This is a genomic window from Catenuloplanes atrovinosus (assembly GCF_031458235.1).
GTDB lineage: Bacteria > Actinomycetota > Actinomycetes > Mycobacteriales > Micromonosporaceae > Catenuloplanes > Catenuloplanes atrovinosus.
The window spans coordinates 2945969-2960384 of the sequence record NZ_JAVDYB010000001.1 but is presented as its reverse complement, the minus strand read 5'-3'; the positions used below and the strand labels follow the sequence as shown (position 1 = coordinate 2960384).

The following is a 14416-nucleotide window of genomic DNA, read 5'->3' as shown; positions in this document are numbered from 1 at the left end:
CAAACACGGCGAGAGGAATCGGGGGCCGCGGATGAGAGTCGCGCTGGTGTCGGAAGGCACCTACCCCTATGCGATGGGTGGCGTCAGCGTCTGGTGCGAGCAACTCATCCGCGGCATCCCGGACTACCGGTGGGAGGTCGTCGCCCTCACGGTCGACGGCACCGAGAAGCCGGCGTTCGCCTACCCGGACAACCTGGACCGGGTGCACAACATCCCGCTGTGGGGGGCGCGGCCGGAGCGCCGCCGCCCCCTGAGCCGGGCGCTCGTGCCGGTCCGGCGGCCCGGGGCCGGGTTCGTCGAGTCGTACGAGGTGTTCCTGCGCGCGCTGGTCACGCCGCTGGAGTCGACCCGCTCCGAGGAGGGCGCGGTCAACCGCAGCATGTTCCTGCTGGCACTGCGCGGCATGTTCGAGTACGCCAGCGACGGCGGCGACCTCGGCGCGGCGCTGCTGTCCAACGAGGCGCTGGACATGATGCTGGACGCCTGGCGCACGCTGCGCGTGGACGAGACCGGGCCGGCGCCCACGGTCGCGGACGCGCTGGAGGCGGCCTGGCTGATCTCGCACATGATGCGCCCGCTGTCCGCTCCCCCGGTCAAGGCCGACATCGTGCACTCCTCGATGAACGGCCTGGCCACGCTGGTCGGGATGGCGTCGAAGTGGGCGTACGGCACGCCGATCGTCATGTCCGAGCACGGCATCTACCTGCGCGAGCGGTACATCGCGTACCTGCACGACGGCGCGCCGCACGCGGTGCGGGTGCTGGTGCTCAGCTTCTTCCGGTCGCTCGCCGGCGCGGCTTACCTGATCTCCGACGTGCTGGCCCCGCACTCCGCCTACAACCGGCGCTGGCAACTGCACAACGGCGCGGACCCGGACCGCATGTGGACCATGTACAACGGCGTCGAGCCGGACGAGTTCCCGGCCGCGACCGGTGAGCCGGACGTGCCGACCATCTCGTTCATGGGCCGGGTCGACCCGCTCAAGGACCTGCACACGCTGATCCGCGCGTTCGCGATCGTCCGCAAGGAGATACCCAACGCCCGGCTGCGCATCTTCGGCGGCACCCCGGTCGCGAACCGGGTCTACCACGCCTCCTGCCAGGACCTGATCGACGAACTGGGGCTCGGCGACTGCGCCGCCCTGGAGGGCCGGATCGGCAACGCGGTGGAGGCCTACCACGCCGGCAACATCGTGGCGCTGACCAGCATCTCCGAGGGCTTCCCGTACACCGTGGTGGAGGCCATGGCATGCGGCCGGCCCACGGTCTGCACCAACGTCGGCGGCGTCGCCGAGGCGGTCGCGGACACCGGCATCGTGGTCGCGCCGCGCGACTTCGAGGCCGTCGCGGAGGCCGCGATCACGCTGCTCAAGGACCGCGAGCGCCGGCTGCGACTGGGCGCCGCGGCCCGCGCGCGGGTGCTGGAGCACTTCACGCTGCGCCGCTCGCTGGAGGCGTACCGCAACGTCTACGAGGGCCTGGCGAAGCCGGCCGAGCGGACCGCTCCCCCACGCCACCTGCGCGGCCAGGCCCAGGGCCGGGTGCTGGTGCCGGAGAAGCGGACCCGGCCGGGCGTCGCGCCGGTGCCGAAGCAGCGCGCCCGAAAAGGCATGGCGCCGGTGCCGCGCCGCGATCCCGGGGTACGGCCGGCCTGGCCCCCGCTGCCGCCGGTGCCGGTGTCGCCGCTGGTCGACGAGACCGTCGAGACCACCGGCACGGACGCGACCACGGTGATCCCGCGCCCCGCGCCGCCGGACTCGGATCGGACCACGCTGCTGCCCCGGCCCGCCGCCGAGGACACCGGCGACACCACCCGGCTGGACGGTGAGATCCGATGACGCTCTCCAGTGACGTCGGCGACGCGGTCCCGGCCCCGAAGCGCAAGGGCCGGCACGGCGGCGGCATCATGGCCGCGGCGCGCGCCGCCAGCGAGGACGAGGCGCCGGCCACCGACATCACGGTGCTGCTGCCGAAGATCTCCACCGACCCGGTCGACGACCTGGTGGAGAAGGTTCGGCCGAAGCTCGGCAAGGCGGTGGACGCGCTGCAGGTCGCGGCGCTGCTGGAGTCGGACGGGCACACCGACCGCGCGGCCCGCGTGGAGTACGGCTACACCGACGTGTTCGCGCTCGCGCTGGAGGTCTACCGGCGGATGGGCCCGCCGTCGCCGGTGGTCCCGGACGAGGCGCCGCCGGCCGGACCGGCCCATGGCCGCCGGGACGCGCTGCGCACGCTGGCGCACGGGCCGCTGTACGTGCTGCCGTCCGCCGCGTTCCCGGCCGTGCTCGCCATGGTCGGGCTGCGCGCGCTGGTCATCGGCCTGGTCGCGGCCGGCGCGCTGGGCTGGGTGCTGTCCGGGACGGCCGCGCACGCGGCGTACCGGATGCTGGGCCTGGGCCGGGACCGGTCGGCCGCGCGAATCCTGTTCTGGTCCGCGGTCGCCGGGCCGCCGCTCGGCCTGCTGCTCGGCGCGGTGGTGGCGCTCGGCTGGGGCGGCGGGCCGGAACTGGTCGCCATGATGACCGGCCAGCTCGCCTACCAGATGGCGTCCACGCTGCTGGTCTTCTACCGGCGCGAGCTGTGGCTGGCGCTGTCCATGGTGCCCGCGTTCGCGGTCGGCGCGCTCTACCTGGTCCTCGGCGGTCCCGGGCTGCAGCTGGCCTCGGTCGGCGTGACCGTGCTCGGCGTGGCCGCGGCGTACGCGTTCAGCCTGATGGCGACCACCCGGCGCGAGGGCGAGCAGGACCGGCCGGAGCCGCCGCTGCTGGCGTCGCTGCGGCCGGAGCGGGGCGCGTTGATCGGCGTCACCGGGTACGGCCTCGCCTCGGCCGCGCTGCTGTTCCACGCGCAGGCGCCCTACCTGCTCGGCCGGCTCGACATCGCGGTCGCGGCCGTACCGCTGATCCTGTGCATGGGGTTCGTGGAGTGGCGGGCCAACCGGTTCTGGGCCGAGACCGTGGCGCTGACCCGCCGCGTGCACCGCCCGGCCCACTTCGTCACCGGCGTCTGGCGGCGGATCGTCCGCGAGGTGCTGGCCTGCCTGGCGGCGCCGGCCGTGGCCGCGCTGCCGCTGCTGATCGGACTGGAGCTGGCCGGGCTGCTCACGCCGGCCGGCGTGCTGATGACCGCCGCGCACGTGGCCCTGGCCGGCGCGTACTACCTGGCGTTCCTGCTGGCCGGGCGCGGGCGCTTCGGCTGGCTGTGCGTGACCATGGCCGTCGCGATCGCGCTGCACCTGGTGCCCGCCGCGCTGCTGCGCGCCGGCCCGGTCGTCGACACCTCGCTCTACCTGGGCAGCGTCCTCACGCTGCTCGGGCTCTTCGCCGCAGGCCTGGTCCCGGTCATCGGGCAGGCCCGGCACTACCGGTAAGTCGTAGCTCAACCGACCGTGGGGAGGTCTGGATGCACGCGGTGATCCTCGCCGGGGGCAAGGGTGTGCGGCTCCGTCCGTACACGACGGCCCTGCCGAAGCCCCTGATGCCCATCGGGGACAGCCACTCGATCCTGCAGATCGTGCTGCAGCAGCTCGCGTCGTGCGGGTTCACCTCGGTGACCCTGGCGATCAACCATCTCGGCCCGCTCATCCGCGCGTTCGTCGGCGACGGCAGCGAGTGGGGTCTGTCCATCGACTACGTGGAGGAGGACAAGCCGCTCAACACCGTGGGGCCGCTGTTCGGGCTGAAGGACGGCCTGCCGGACGAGTTCCTGGTGATGAACGGCGACGTGCTGACCGACCTCGACTACGGCCACCTGCTGCGCACGCACGCGGACTCCGGCGCGGCGCTGACCGTGGCCACGTCCGAGCGGGTGCACCGGATCGACTTCGGCGTGCTGGACAACGCGGACGGGCGGATCACCGGGTTCCGGGAGAAGCCGTCGCTGACGTACTCGGTCAGCATGGGGGTGTACGGCATGTCCCGCAAGACGATCATGCCGTACCCGGCCGGCGTGCCGTTCGGCTTCGACCAGCTCGTGCTGGACCTGCTGGAGCGCGACGAGCACGCGGCGGTCTACCCGTTCGACGGCTTCTGGCTGGACATCGGCCGGCCCGAGGACTACGACGAGGCCAACCGCAACTTCGCCGAGCTCAAGCCGATCCTGCTGCGCGAGCGGATCGACGTGCCACCGACACCGGAGGCGATCATCTCGGCGCCCGAGGCCGTCACCGGGGAGCCGGTGTGACCAGGGTCCTGCTGTTCGGCGCGTCCGGGTTCATCGGCGCGCACGTGCGGTCCGCGCTCGCGGCGGATCCGCGCGTCGCCGAGGTGCTCACGCCCGGTCGTGCCGAGTACGACCTGGTCGCCGGCGACGTGGACGGGCTGGCCGCGCTGCTGCGCGCGACCGGGCCGGACGCGATCGTCAGCTGCGTGGGCGCGCTCGGCGGCACCGCCACCGAGCTGCTCGCGGCGAACACGCTGGTGGCGTCGAAGCTGCTGGAGGCGGCCGCGGAGGCGGCACCCCGGGCGCGGCTGGTGCGGATGGGCTCGGCCGGCGAGTACGGCGTGGTCGAGCCCGGCCGGTCGGTGCGCGAGGACGACCCACTGCTCCCGGTCGGCGCGTACGGCGTCAGCCACGTCGCCGGCACGCGGCTGTTCGCGATCGCGGACGGGCTGGACGCGGTGTCGCTGCGCGTGTTCAACCCGATCGGGCCCGGCATGAGCGAGGAGACGCTGCTCGGCCGGGCCGCCGCGCGCATCCGGGCGGCCGTGTCCGCCGGGGAGGACGAGATCCAGCTCGGGCCGCTCGGCGCGCACCGCGACTTCGTCGACGTGCGTGACCTGGCCGCGCTGGTCGGCACCGTGGTGCTGGCCCGGGACGTGCCGAGCCGGATCTACAACGCGGGCAGCGGCCGGGCGGTGACCGCGCGCGAGGCGGTCGCGCTGCTCGCGGCGCAGGCCGGCTGGACCGGCACGATCCGCGAGGCCGGGACGGGCCCGTCCCGGTCGGCCGCGGTGACCTGGATCCGGGCGGACGTGACGCGCGCCCGGGACGAGCTGGGCTGGACGCCGGTCCGGGAACTGGAGACGACGATCAAGGACGTCTGGAACGCCGGGGAGCGCCGGTGAACAAGGCCTGGTGGCGGCGGCGCTGGTGGATCCCGGTCACGGCCGTGGCCCTGGTGCTGCTGGTGGCCGGGGTGTGGGGGCTCGTTGCCGAGGGCCCCCGCACCACCCCGGGCCCTCCCCCGGTGGCGGACGGCTCGTCCCCGGCGTCCCCGACCCCGTCGTCCGCGTCCGACCTCGGCTCGGCGCCGCCCGGCTCCCCGTCGGTCTCGCCGCCGGCGTCGGCGTCCGCGTCCGCGCCGCCCGCGCCCGGGAAGATCACCACCTGGGCGTACCAGTTGCAGGACTATCCGTCCGGCGGGCTGCAACAGCTCGCCTCCGGGCCGTACGAGCTGGTGGTCATCGATCTGGCCCGGGACGCGCACAGCGACTTCTTCCGCAAGGACGAGATCGCGGCGGTGCAGCGGACCGGGAAGCGGGTGCTGTCCTACTTCGAGATCGGCAGCCTCGAGGACTTCCGGCCGGAGTACCCGGGGCTGCGCCGGGACGCCCCGGAGATGTTCGCCAACGAGTGGGGCGACTGGCCGGGAGAGTACTTCGTGCGCTACTGGGACCCGCGCTGGTGGGACCGGGTGATCAAGGCCCGCGTCGACCAGGCCATCGCGGCCGGGTTCGACGGCGTCTACCTGGACACGCCGCTGGCGTACGAGGAGATCGACCTCGGCGCCGCGCAGGGCCGGGACCGGGACGCGCTCGGCCGCGAGATGACCAACCTGATCGTGAGGATCAGCAAGTACGCGAAGGAGCGCAGGCCCGGCTTCCTGATCGTTCCGCAGAACTCGCCGGAGCTGCGCGCGCACCCCGGCTACACGGCCGCCATCGACGGGATCGCGATGGAGGAGCTGTTCTACCTGGCCACCGACGAACCGTGCACGGAGGACTGGTGCACGGAGAACCTGGCGAACACCCGGGCGCTGCGCGACGCGGGCAAGTTCGTGCTCGCCGTCGACTACGCGGTCCGCGGGGACGCGGTGTCGTCCGCCTGCCGCCGCTACCGGGACGAGCGCTTCGCCGGCACGGTCACCGTCCGCGATCTCGACCGGCCCGCCGCGATCTGCGGCTGACCGTTCCCATCCGAGAGGAGCACAACGCAATGCCAAGCAAGATCGGGGTCGTGGGCCTCGGCTACGTGGGCCTGACGCTCACCGCCGCCCTCGCCGAGAAGGGCTTCACCGTGTACGGCGCGGACGTGTCGCCGGCGATCCTGGACTCGCTGTCCCGCGGCCGGCCGCACATCTTCGAGCCGGGCATCGACGACATCTTCGCGAACCGGATCGGCAAGGACATCTTCGTCTCCACCGAGCTGCCCGCTGACGTCGAGGTCGCGGTGATCAGCGTGTCCACGCCGGTGGACGACATCACCCGCCGCCCGAACCTGGCCAACCTGGCCGCGGCCGCCCGCGCGGTCGCCGCCGCCTGCCGCCCGGGCACGCTGGTCGTGGTGCGCAGCACCGTGCCGGTCGGCACCTCGCGGAACGTGGTGCTGCCGGAACTGCAGGCCGCGTGGGGCGACGACGTCAAGCTGGTGATGGCGCCGGAGCGCACCATCCAGGGCCAGGCGCTGCGCGAACTGGTCGAGCTGCCGCAGGTGATCGGCGGCCTGGACGAGGCCTCGCTGGCCGCCGGGGTCGAGTTCTTCTCCGGCCTGGCGCAGACCATCCAGACCGTGTCCGGGCTGGAGACGGCGGAGCTGGTCAAGCTGACCAACAACTGCCACACCGACCTGATCTACTCGTTCGGCAACGAGATCGCGCTGATCGCAGAGCGGCACGGGCTGGACCCGCTGGAGGTCATCCGGGCCACCAATGTGGACTATCCGCGGCCGGACATCGCCAAGCCGGGGTACGTGGGCGGCGGCTGCCTGTCCAAGGACCCGTACATCCTGATCGACTCCGCCGGTGACCGGCCGCCGTTCCTGGTCGGCAAGGCGCGCGAGCTGAACGAGTACCTGCCGATCCACGTCGGCGAGACGATCGTGAAGATGCTCAAGGAGGCGCGCGGGCGCAGCCTCGGCGCGCGGCTGGCGGTGCTGGGCTGGGCGTACAAGGGCTGGCCGGCCACGGACGACATGCGCGGCACGCCGATCGCCACCATGATGCGCGTGTTCTCGGCCGCGGGCATCACCGTGATCGGGCACGACCCGCTGGTCAGCGACGACGTCATCCGGCAGTACGGCGGCGAGCCGGTGTCGCTGGACAAGGCGTTCACCGACGCGGACGCCGTGCTGATCATCAACGACCACCCGGACTACCGGGCGATCCGGATCCCGGACATCCTCGGCGGTGCGAAGCCGGCGTTCATCTACGACTCGTGGCGGGTGCTGGACGAGGCCGCGGTGCGCGCCGCGGGCATCCGGTACGCGGGCCTGGGCTACCTGCCGGCCGTCGAGACCGCGGCGGTGGCGGCATGAGCGTGCTCGCGGGCGAATCATCGGCTCAGCGCCGACCGGGCCGGGACCCGCGGCAGGACGGGCGATCCGGCACGAGGGCGCTGCTGCTCGGCGGTGCCGGCTTCATCGGCCTGCACCTGGCCCGCCGGCTCGTGGCCGACGGGCACGAGGTCACCATCGTGGACGACTTCTCCCGCGGCCGGCAGGACGCCTTCCTGGACGAGCTTCGGCCGTCCATCGACCTGATCTCCGGCGACCTGACCGACCCGGCCGTCTGGGCCGCGCTCCCGGCGACCGGCTGGGACCAGATCTACCTGCTCGCGGCCGTGGTCGGCGTGCGCAACGTGGAGAAGGACCCGGCGCGGGTGGTACGGGTCAACACGCTCTCCGCCATGCACCTGCTCGACTGGGTGGCGCCGGGCTCGCGCGTGTTCTTCGCGTCGACCAGCGAGGTCTACGCCGGTGGCGTGGACGCCGGGATCGTGCCGGTGCCGACGCCGGAGAACATCCCGGCGCAGATCTCCGACGTGACCGCGCCGCGCTTCGCGTACGCGGTGAGCAAGCTGCTCGGCGAGGCCGCGTTCATCCACACGTCGCGGGCGCGTGGATTCGACGCGGTCGTCGGCCGGTTCCACAACGTGTACGGTCCGCGGATGGGCGCGGACCACGTGATCCCGGAGATGTCGCTGCGCGCGCTGAACGGCGCGGACCCGTTCGCGGTGCCGGGCGCGGACCAGTTCCGCGCGTTCTGCCACGTGGACGACGCGGTGTCGGCGATCCTGGCGCTGATGGCCGCGCCGGCCGCCGCCGGCCACATCGTGCACATCGGCAACGACCGCGAGGAGACCAACATCGGTGACCTCGCCAAGCTGGTGCTCCGGGTGGCCGGCGTCTCCGCCGCGCTGGCTCCCTCGGATGCGCCGCCCGGCTCGGTCCGGCGCCGCTGCCCCGACCTGACGCTGCTGCGCTCGCTCACCGGGTACGAGCCGACCGTGCCGCTGGAGGAGGGGGTCAGGACCACGTTCGCGTGGTACCGGGAGCACGGGTGGCGGCGATGAGCAAGGGCCCGATCTGCTTCTACTACGGCAACGGCAAGCTCGTGGAGCTGGCCGAGTACCCACGCGTGGTACTGCAGCCGGACTTCTACAAGCCGGCCGAGCTGGCCTACCTGGCGGAGCGGGGCGTGCAGACGCTCGGCTATCTGTCGCTGTCCGAGGACACCGGCCCGCCGGCCCCGTGGCAGCGCCAGGAGCGCAACCCGGACTGGGGCGGCGCGTTCGTCCACGTCGGACATCCGCTCTGGGTGGAGCACGTGGTCGGGCAGGCCAGGTCCGCGATGGCGCAGGGCTTCCACGGCCTGTTCCTGGACACGCTGAACGTCGAGCTGACCTACCCGGAGGACGTGCCGCACCTGCTGACCCTGGTGGGTGCGATCCGCGAGGAGGCCCAGCCGGCGTACCTGCTGGCCAACCGCGGGTTCGGCATGCTCCCCCGGCTCGCCGAGCTGGTCGACGGCGTCGTCTTCGAGTCGTTCTCGGCCCGCTGGACCGACGAGGGCTACGCGCCGTGGCCGGCCGACACGCTGGAGTTCCACGCGCAGATCGCGGAGCAACTGCTGCAACTGGAGCTGGACCTGATCGCGCTCGACTACGCGGACACGCCGGGACTGACCGACTTCGCCATGCGCCGGGCCCGCCAGTTCGGCCTGGAGTGCGTGGTCAGCGACCGGGCCCTGTCCCGGGTGTGACGCCCGGCCGCGGGGCCGGGCCGTCCCGGTCCGGTCCCGCGGCGGCGTGCCCGCCGGCCGTGGCGACCAGCACGGCCGCGACCAGCAGGTGCGCGGCCCACGCCGCGGCCGCCGCCGGTACCGCGCCGAACGGCTGGACCAGGTAGTACGTGCTCAAGAACGCGACCATCGCGAGCGACGCGCGGGCGAACTGGCGGGTGAAGGACGGCAGCGTGCGCCGGGTCTCCACCGCCACCAGCACGCCCGAGTAGGGGAACGTCACCGCGAACGCCCGCAGCACGCCGGCCAGCTGCGCGATCAGCAGCGCCGCGCCCACCACCAGCAGCACGTGACCGAGGTGCGGCCGGCGCGGCGGATCTCCGGGCACGACCGGCGGGCGCCGCGCGCCGACGACCGCCCACAGCAGACAGACGCACGCCAGCACCAGCGGGAACGACAGCCGGCCGAGGCCGGCCAGGGGCAGGGCGATCAACAGGTACGCCGCGACGGCAGCCGCGTCGGCGAGCAGGATGTGCAGGCCCCAGCGGTGGTGCAGCACGGTCACCACCGCGAAGAAGCCCACCAGCAGCACCAGGCCGAGCAGGTGCCGGGCGTCGACCGGCGCGCCGGAGGCGACCAGCGCCAGCGTCATCGGCAGCGGCAGGGCGTAGACGACGGCCTTCCACCGTACCGACGGGATCAGCCGGACCGCGACGACGACCGCGGCGATCAGCAGCGCTGACGCGATCGTCACGCGGACGCCCGCGCCTCGCAGGCGTCGGCGAGCGCGCGCAGCCGGCGTACCGTCTCCGGGTCGTGGTGGAAGACGTGACCGCGGATCGTGCCGTACGGGTCCATCTCCGCCTGCCACGCCTGGGCGTCGTCCCAGATCACCGTGTTCACCAGCAGATCGCGGCCGGCGTCCGCGCGGTCCAGCGTGAGGGTCCGGACCCGGGCCGCGGTGTGCCGCTCGATCAGCGCCGCCACCGCCGGGTCCGCCCGGTCCGCCACGATGAAGACCCGAGTGATCTCGACGCCGCGCCCGATCGCCTCCTCGTTCGCCCGCCAGTACTCCCGGCCGATCGGCGAGTCCCACCAGGCCGGCCCGATCTCGCTGATGTTGGTGATCGCCCGCATCCGCCGCCGGCACCGCCGGGTCAGCTCGACCAGCCGGTCCGCGTCCCAGGCCGCCGTCCGCAGTTGCCCGCGCGCCAGCCCCTCCAGTTCCTCCGCGAACCGCCGGCAGTGCCGCCGCAGTTCGTCCCGCGCCGTCCGGTCCGGATACCGCTCCGCCGCTTGTCCGCTGAGCGCCACGATCCGCTCCAGCTCCGCGCGCAGCGCCGGCACCGACTCCACCAGCCCCCGCATCTCGGCCCGCCGCTCCGCCCGCAGCCCCGCCCCGACCACGAACGTCAGTGTCGCCCCGGCCAGCGCCACCAGGACCGCCTCGCCCGGCCCGGCCCAGTCCACCAGGTTCAGCGCGATCCCCAGCCCCACCGAACACCCCACGCCCACGGCCGCCAGCCGCTCATCGAACGACTTGCGGAACAGCCGCACGGGACTCTCGCTCATGCCCGCCAGCCTAGGCACCACCAGCAACGACATCACCACTACGGGTGACACTCGTACGGTGAGGACCGGCTCAGGCGAAGACCGGGCCGGCCTTGCCGCGCTTGGCCTCGTACATGGCGCCGTCGGCAAGTTTGAGGACCTCGTCGGCCTCGTACTCCTGGCCGTCGGAGGGGGCGCCGGCGTCGTCGACCATGGCGATGCCGATGCTGGGGACGACGCGGGCGGGCTCGTCGCCGCCGACCGGGATGGGGGTGGCGCAGCTGTCGATCATGCGCTGGGCGACGGAGCGGGCGGAGTCGCGGTCGCCGATGGCGTGGCAGACCACGACGAACTCGTCGCCGCCGAGGCGGGCGACGACGTCGCCGCCGCGCAGCGCCTCGGTGAGGCGGCCGGCGGTGACCCGCAGCACCTCGTCGCCGGCGTCGTGGCCCATGGTGTCGTTGACCTTCTTGAAGCCGTCCAGGTCGAGGAAGAACACGCCCATCGCGGGCGTGCCGGGACGCCAGCGCTTCAGCGTCTGCGACAGGTGGTGGGTGAGGAAGCGGCGGTTGGGCAGGCCGGTGAGCGCGTCGTTGAGCGCGAGCCGCTCCTTGCGCCGCTGCTCGGTCACGTCGTGGTTGACCATGATCGCGGCGAACGAGCTGCCGGACTGCTCGGGCAGCCCGGTCAGCGAGCACTTGATCTCGACTTCCTCGCCGTCCGCGCGGCGCTGGCGCAACTCGCCGTTCCACACGCCGGTCTCGCGGATGTACGGGATGACGTCCTCGAAGGTGAGCGGCTCGCCGTCCTCGTCGAGGAAGCGCGTGTCCAGCAGCGCGTGCGCGTCGCAGCCGACCGCGTCGGCGAGGCTGTAGAGGTACACGCCCTCGGCCGCGGTGTTCCAGGTGACGATCCGGCCGTCGCCGTCCCAGGAGACGATCACGTCCGAGACCTGGTTGACGATCTCGGCCTGGGCGCGCATCTCCTCGAACGCGACCGCGGAGCCGTTGAGCAGGTCGACGGTGGCCAGGCTGGTCGCGGCCATCTCCGCGACGGCCTGCAGGTACGCCAGGTCCGCCTCGGTGAACGCGTCGCCGCCGGCGTCCCGGGTGACGACCAGGATGCCGGTCGGGTGGCCCTCGGCGCGCAGCGGCTGGATGGACACGGCGCCGATGCCGCGCGCGGCCAGGCCGGCGACCAGCGCCGGGTCGAGCGCGTCCAGGTGGGTACGGATCTCCGCCGGATCGAGCACGGCCGCGACGCCACTGTCGGTGACCGCGGTGACGAAGCCGTCGTAGTCGCCGATGGTGATGCTGCCCGGCGTCTGCCGCAGCGCCTTCTCCGCGCCGGGGTCGCGATGGGTGGCGCCGATCCGGGTCAGCGTGCGGTGCGCGCTGGACTGGGTCCACACCGAGGCGCTGTCCGCGACGATCGTGGCGGCCTGGACGACGACCGTGGCCAGCCGCGCGGGGTCGGCGAGCGCGCTGTTCGCCGCCCGCGCGATCCCGACCAGCGCCCTCAGGCGCGCCGCGTCGCTCATGGTTGCAGCCACCATGGCCCATCCTCCTCCCCGCACACGTGCTCCGGGTCGCTCTGCGTGACTTCGCGGGTGAAACCGCGTGGCTGCCATTTCGGCGCGGGCGGTACCGGCCTGAGGAAAGGCCGGGTGTCCTCCGTCTCAGCCGCGTGCTGAGGCTTTCCCGGATCGGAACAACCGGATCGCAACCGTCGGCAACCGGCGGTGCACCTTCCGGACCGGAGAGTTCTCCCTGGCCAGCGACGTGCTGACTTCCACGGGGGGAACCGAGAATGAGCATCACCACCACGACGACGATGAGCGACCGCGAGCGCGAGGACCTGATCCGCGCGAACATGCCGCTGGTCGGTCACCTGGTCCGGGACATGCTCGGGCGGGTCCCGGCGCACGTCAACCGCGACGACCTCACCTCGGCCGGGCTGGCCGCGCTGGTCACCGCCGCGCGCGGCTTCGACCCGGAGCGCGGCATCCCGTTCCACCGGTTCGCCGCGACCCGCATCCGCGGCGCGCTGCTGGACGAGCTGCGCGGCCTGGACTGGGCGTCCCGCTCGGTGCGGCACCGCGCCCGGCAGGCCGACACCGCCCGCCAGCACCTGACCGCGACGCTGGGCCGTACGCCCACGCCGCAGGAGCTGGCCGAGTACCTGGGCGTGCCGGTCGCCGAGATCAACTCGACCGAGGACGACGTGCAGCGCGCCGTGGTGCTGTCGCTGCAGGGCTTCACCACCGGCAGCGCGGACGACATGGTCACCGAGTCGACCATGGGCCCGGAGGAGCTGCTGGTGCACCGTGAGCGGATCGGCTACCTGCACAACGCGATCGAGGCGCTGCCGGAGCGGCTGCGCGTCGTGATCACCCGGTACTTCCTGAACGAGGAGCCGATGTCCGTGATCGCGGCCGAGCTGGGCGTCACCGAGTCGCGGATCTCGCAGCTGCGCGCGGAGGCGCTGACGCTGCTCAAGGACGGCCTGAACACGCACCTGGACCCGGAGCAGGTCACGGCGCCGGGCCGCCCGGACGGATGCGTGGCGCGCCGCCGCGCCACCTACTTCGCGCAGATCGCGAACAAGGGCACCCTGTCCAGCCGGCTCGCGTTCACCACCCAGCAGGGGCTGCCGGCGCACCTGGCCGCGTAGCGGACGAGCGAGGCCCGCCACCCTCCCGTTGAGGTGGCGGGCCTCGCCGCATGCGGTGAACCCTAGTACCGCGCGAAGGTGATCGAGCCGACCTGCAGCACCGACGGGAAGTTGCCGATCGACGTGGCGAACCCGGACGTCAGGTCCACCGAGTAGAGCGTGCTCCGGTTGGTCACCGGGTTGATGAGCGCGGCGAACGCGGTGTTCGCCACGGTCCGGCCGTTGCTGATCGTGCTGACGATGTCCATGCTCGAGTTCTGCGCCGGGTCGACGCCGAGCATGCCCTGCGGGAACAGCGTGCCGGCCGCCGGCGGGTTCTGCAGCGAGATCTGGTTCGCGATCGTGTCGACGTCGTAGAGCGCGGTGGCGGTCAGGTTGCTGGTGTCGTTGTTCGTGTACGCGCCCGCGGTGACACCGGTCGCGGACTTGCCGCTGGCGCCGTCGGTCAGCGCGGTCTGCGCCGTGGTGACGTTGCCGTCGACGTCGTGGCTGAGGTTCTGGCCGGTGTTGCTGAAGATCCGCAGCCGGTCGGCCGCCGGGTTGAAGTCCACGCCGAACGACTGGCCGTTCAGGGCCACGCTCAGCTGTCCGACCTTGGTGATGTACCACCGGTCGACCGTGTAGATGCCGCCGGCGTTGGCGACCAGGTAGATCACGCCGTTCGCCGGCCGGGTGTCCAGGCCGACCCCGTAGGTGTCGTGGCCGGTGAACCCGACGATGTCCTGCACCCAGTCGCTGACGTTCGGCGTCTGTGACTGGAACGCCAGCATCGTCAGGCCGTCCGCGGTGAGCCCGAAGCCCTGGACGGCCGGAACCGCCGCCTGGCCGGCCGCCGGCCCGCTCGCCACGACCGTGACCGTCGCGGCCGCGGTCAGCGCGGCCGCCGCGAGAATCTGCTTGATGCGCCCGTTCATGATTTCCTCCCCCAGTTCGAGTGGCGAGGGAGAACCTATGAGGCGGTACGGGACGCGCGCTGGACGCCGACTGGACGCGCAGCCGGAGCCGGGGGTACGGC

The 14416-nt window shown here is 73.0% G+C and carries 13 protein-coding genes; 9 read left to right on the top strand and 4 right to left on the bottom strand.

Translation table 11 applies throughout. The features are described from left to right. The first annotated feature begins 31 nt into the window (after nucleotides 1-31). The 8 genes from pelF to J2S41_RS13220 are packed head-to-tail and all read left to right on the top strand — an operon-like array spanning nucleotide 32 to nucleotide 9198. Entirely contained in the window at nucleotides 32-1837 is a 1806-nt protein-coding gene (gene pelF, locus J2S41_RS13255; RefSeq protein WP_310367362.1) for a GT4 family glycosyltransferase PelF, read from the top strand. Continuing rightward, on the top strand, nucleotides 1834-3369 hold the full coding sequence (locus J2S41_RS13250) for a hypothetical protein (RefSeq protein WP_310367360.1): 1536 nt from the start codon (nucleotides 1834-1836) through the stop codon (nucleotides 3367-3369). Before pelF ends, J2S41_RS13250 begins: the two co-directional genes overlap by 4 nt. A gap of 32 nt (nucleotides 3370-3401) precedes the next feature. Beyond that, on the top strand, nucleotides 3402-4181 hold the full coding sequence (locus J2S41_RS13245; RefSeq protein ID WP_310367356.1) for a sugar phosphate nucleotidyltransferase: 780 nt from the start codon (nucleotides 3402-3404) through the stop codon (nucleotides 4179-4181). Further along, complete coding sequence (locus J2S41_RS13240; RefSeq protein ID WP_310367353.1) at nucleotides 4178-5065, top strand: NAD-dependent epimerase/dehydratase family protein; 888 nt, start codon at nucleotides 4178-4180, stop codon at nucleotides 5063-5065. The genes J2S41_RS13245 and J2S41_RS13240 overlap by 4 nt, the downstream gene beginning before the upstream one ends. Next, nucleotides 5062-6126 carry an MJ1477/TM1410 family putative glycoside hydrolase gene (locus tag J2S41_RS13235; RefSeq protein WP_310367350.1) on the top strand — a complete coding sequence of 355 codons (1065 nt, stop codon included), beginning with the start codon at nucleotides 5062-5064 and terminating at the stop codon, nucleotides 6124-6126. Before J2S41_RS13240 ends, J2S41_RS13235 begins: the two co-directional genes overlap by 4 nt. A gap of 29 nt (nucleotides 6127-6155) precedes the next feature. Beyond that, a complete protein-coding gene (locus J2S41_RS13230; RefSeq protein ID WP_310367347.1) occupies nucleotides 6156-7472 on the top strand; it encodes a nucleotide sugar dehydrogenase in 1317 nt (438 codons plus the stop codon). Further along, nucleotides 7469-8509, top strand: coding sequence for an NAD-dependent epimerase/dehydratase family protein (locus J2S41_RS13225; RefSeq protein ID WP_310367345.1), 1041 nt, complete (start codon nucleotides 7469-7471; stop codon nucleotides 8507-8509). Before J2S41_RS13230 ends, J2S41_RS13225 begins: the two co-directional genes overlap by 4 nt. Beyond that, the gene (locus tag J2S41_RS13220; protein ID WP_310367342.1) at nucleotides 8506-9198 is read left to right on the top strand and encodes an endo alpha-1,4 polygalactosaminidase; all 693 of its coding nucleotides are present in this window, start codon (nucleotides 8506-8508) and stop codon (nucleotides 9196-9198) included. The genes J2S41_RS13225 and J2S41_RS13220 overlap by 4 nt, the downstream gene beginning before the upstream one ends. Here J2S41_RS13220 and J2S41_RS13215 read toward each other — a convergent pair. The 3 genes from J2S41_RS13215 to J2S41_RS13205 form a co-directional block, all read right to left on the bottom strand. After that, nucleotides 9170-9931 carry a hypothetical protein gene (locus J2S41_RS13215; RefSeq protein WP_310367339.1) on the bottom strand — a complete coding sequence of 254 codons (762 nt, stop codon included), beginning with the start codon at nucleotides 9929-9931 and terminating at the stop codon, nucleotides 9170-9172. The genes J2S41_RS13220 and J2S41_RS13215 overlap by 29 nt on opposite strands. Next, nucleotides 9928-10749 carry a hypothetical protein gene (locus J2S41_RS13210; protein ID WP_310367337.1) on the bottom strand — a complete coding sequence of 274 codons (822 nt, stop codon included), beginning with the start codon at nucleotides 10747-10749 and terminating at the stop codon, nucleotides 9928-9930. Before J2S41_RS13210 ends, J2S41_RS13215 begins: the two co-directional genes overlap by 4 nt. A gap of 70 nt (nucleotides 10750-10819) precedes the next feature. Then, on the bottom strand, nucleotides 10820-12283 hold the full coding sequence (locus tag J2S41_RS13205; protein ID WP_310367335.1) for a diguanylate cyclase: 1464 nt from the start codon (nucleotides 12281-12283) through the stop codon (nucleotides 10820-10822). Between the two features lie 254 nt (nucleotides 12284-12537). On the opposite strand from J2S41_RS13205, the gene J2S41_RS13200 reads away from it, so the two are divergent. Then, on the top strand, nucleotides 12538-13401 hold the full coding sequence (locus J2S41_RS13200) for a sigma-70 family RNA polymerase sigma factor (RefSeq protein ID WP_310367332.1): 864 nt from the start codon (nucleotides 12538-12540) through the stop codon (nucleotides 13399-13401). 62 nt (nucleotides 13402-13463) lie between these two features. On the opposite strand, the gene J2S41_RS13195 is transcribed toward J2S41_RS13200, so the two are convergent. Continuing rightward, on the bottom strand, nucleotides 13464-14315 hold the full coding sequence (locus J2S41_RS13195; protein ID WP_310367329.1) for a DUF4394 domain-containing protein: 852 nt from the start codon (nucleotides 14313-14315) through the stop codon (nucleotides 13464-13466). Nucleotides 14316-14416 lie beyond the last annotated feature (101 nt).

Excerpts from the sequence above, each read along its gene's own strand:
- pelF (WP_310367362.1), top strand. The coding sequence starts at position 32 with ATGAGAGTCGCGCTGGTGTCGGAAGGCACCTACCCCTATGCGATGGGT.
- J2S41_RS13250 (WP_310367360.1), top strand. The coding sequence starts at position 1,834 with ATGACGCTCTCCAGTGACGTCGGCGACGCGGTCCCGGCCCCGAAGCGC.
- J2S41_RS13245 (WP_310367356.1), top strand. The coding sequence starts at position 3,402 with ATGCACGCGGTGATCCTCGCCGGGGGCAAGGGTGTGCGGCTCCGTCCG.
- J2S41_RS13230 (WP_310367347.1), top strand. The coding sequence starts at position 6,156 with ATGCCAAGCAAGATCGGGGTCGTGGGCCTCGGCTACGTGGGCCTGACG.
- J2S41_RS13225 (WP_310367345.1), top strand. The coding sequence starts at position 7,469 with ATGAGCGTGCTCGCGGGCGAATCATCGGCTCAGCGCCGACCGGGCCGG.
- J2S41_RS13220 (WP_310367342.1), top strand. The coding sequence starts at position 8,506 with ATGAGCAAGGGCCCGATCTGCTTCTACTACGGCAACGGCAAGCTCGTG.
- J2S41_RS13210 (WP_310367337.1), bottom strand. The coding sequence starts at position 10,749 with ATGAGCGAGAGTCCCGTGCGGCTGTTCCGCAAGTCGTTCGATGAGCGG.
- J2S41_RS13205 (WP_310367335.1), bottom strand. The coding sequence starts at position 12,283 with ATGGTGGCTGCAACCATGAGCGACGCGGCGCGCCTGAGGGCGCTGGTC.
- J2S41_RS13200 (WP_310367332.1), top strand. The coding sequence starts at position 12,538 with ATGAGCATCACCACCACGACGACGATGAGCGACCGCGAGCGCGAGGAC.
- J2S41_RS13195 (WP_310367329.1), bottom strand. The coding sequence starts at position 14,315 with ATGAACGGGCGCATCAAGCAGATTCTCGCGGCGGCCGCGCTGACCGCG.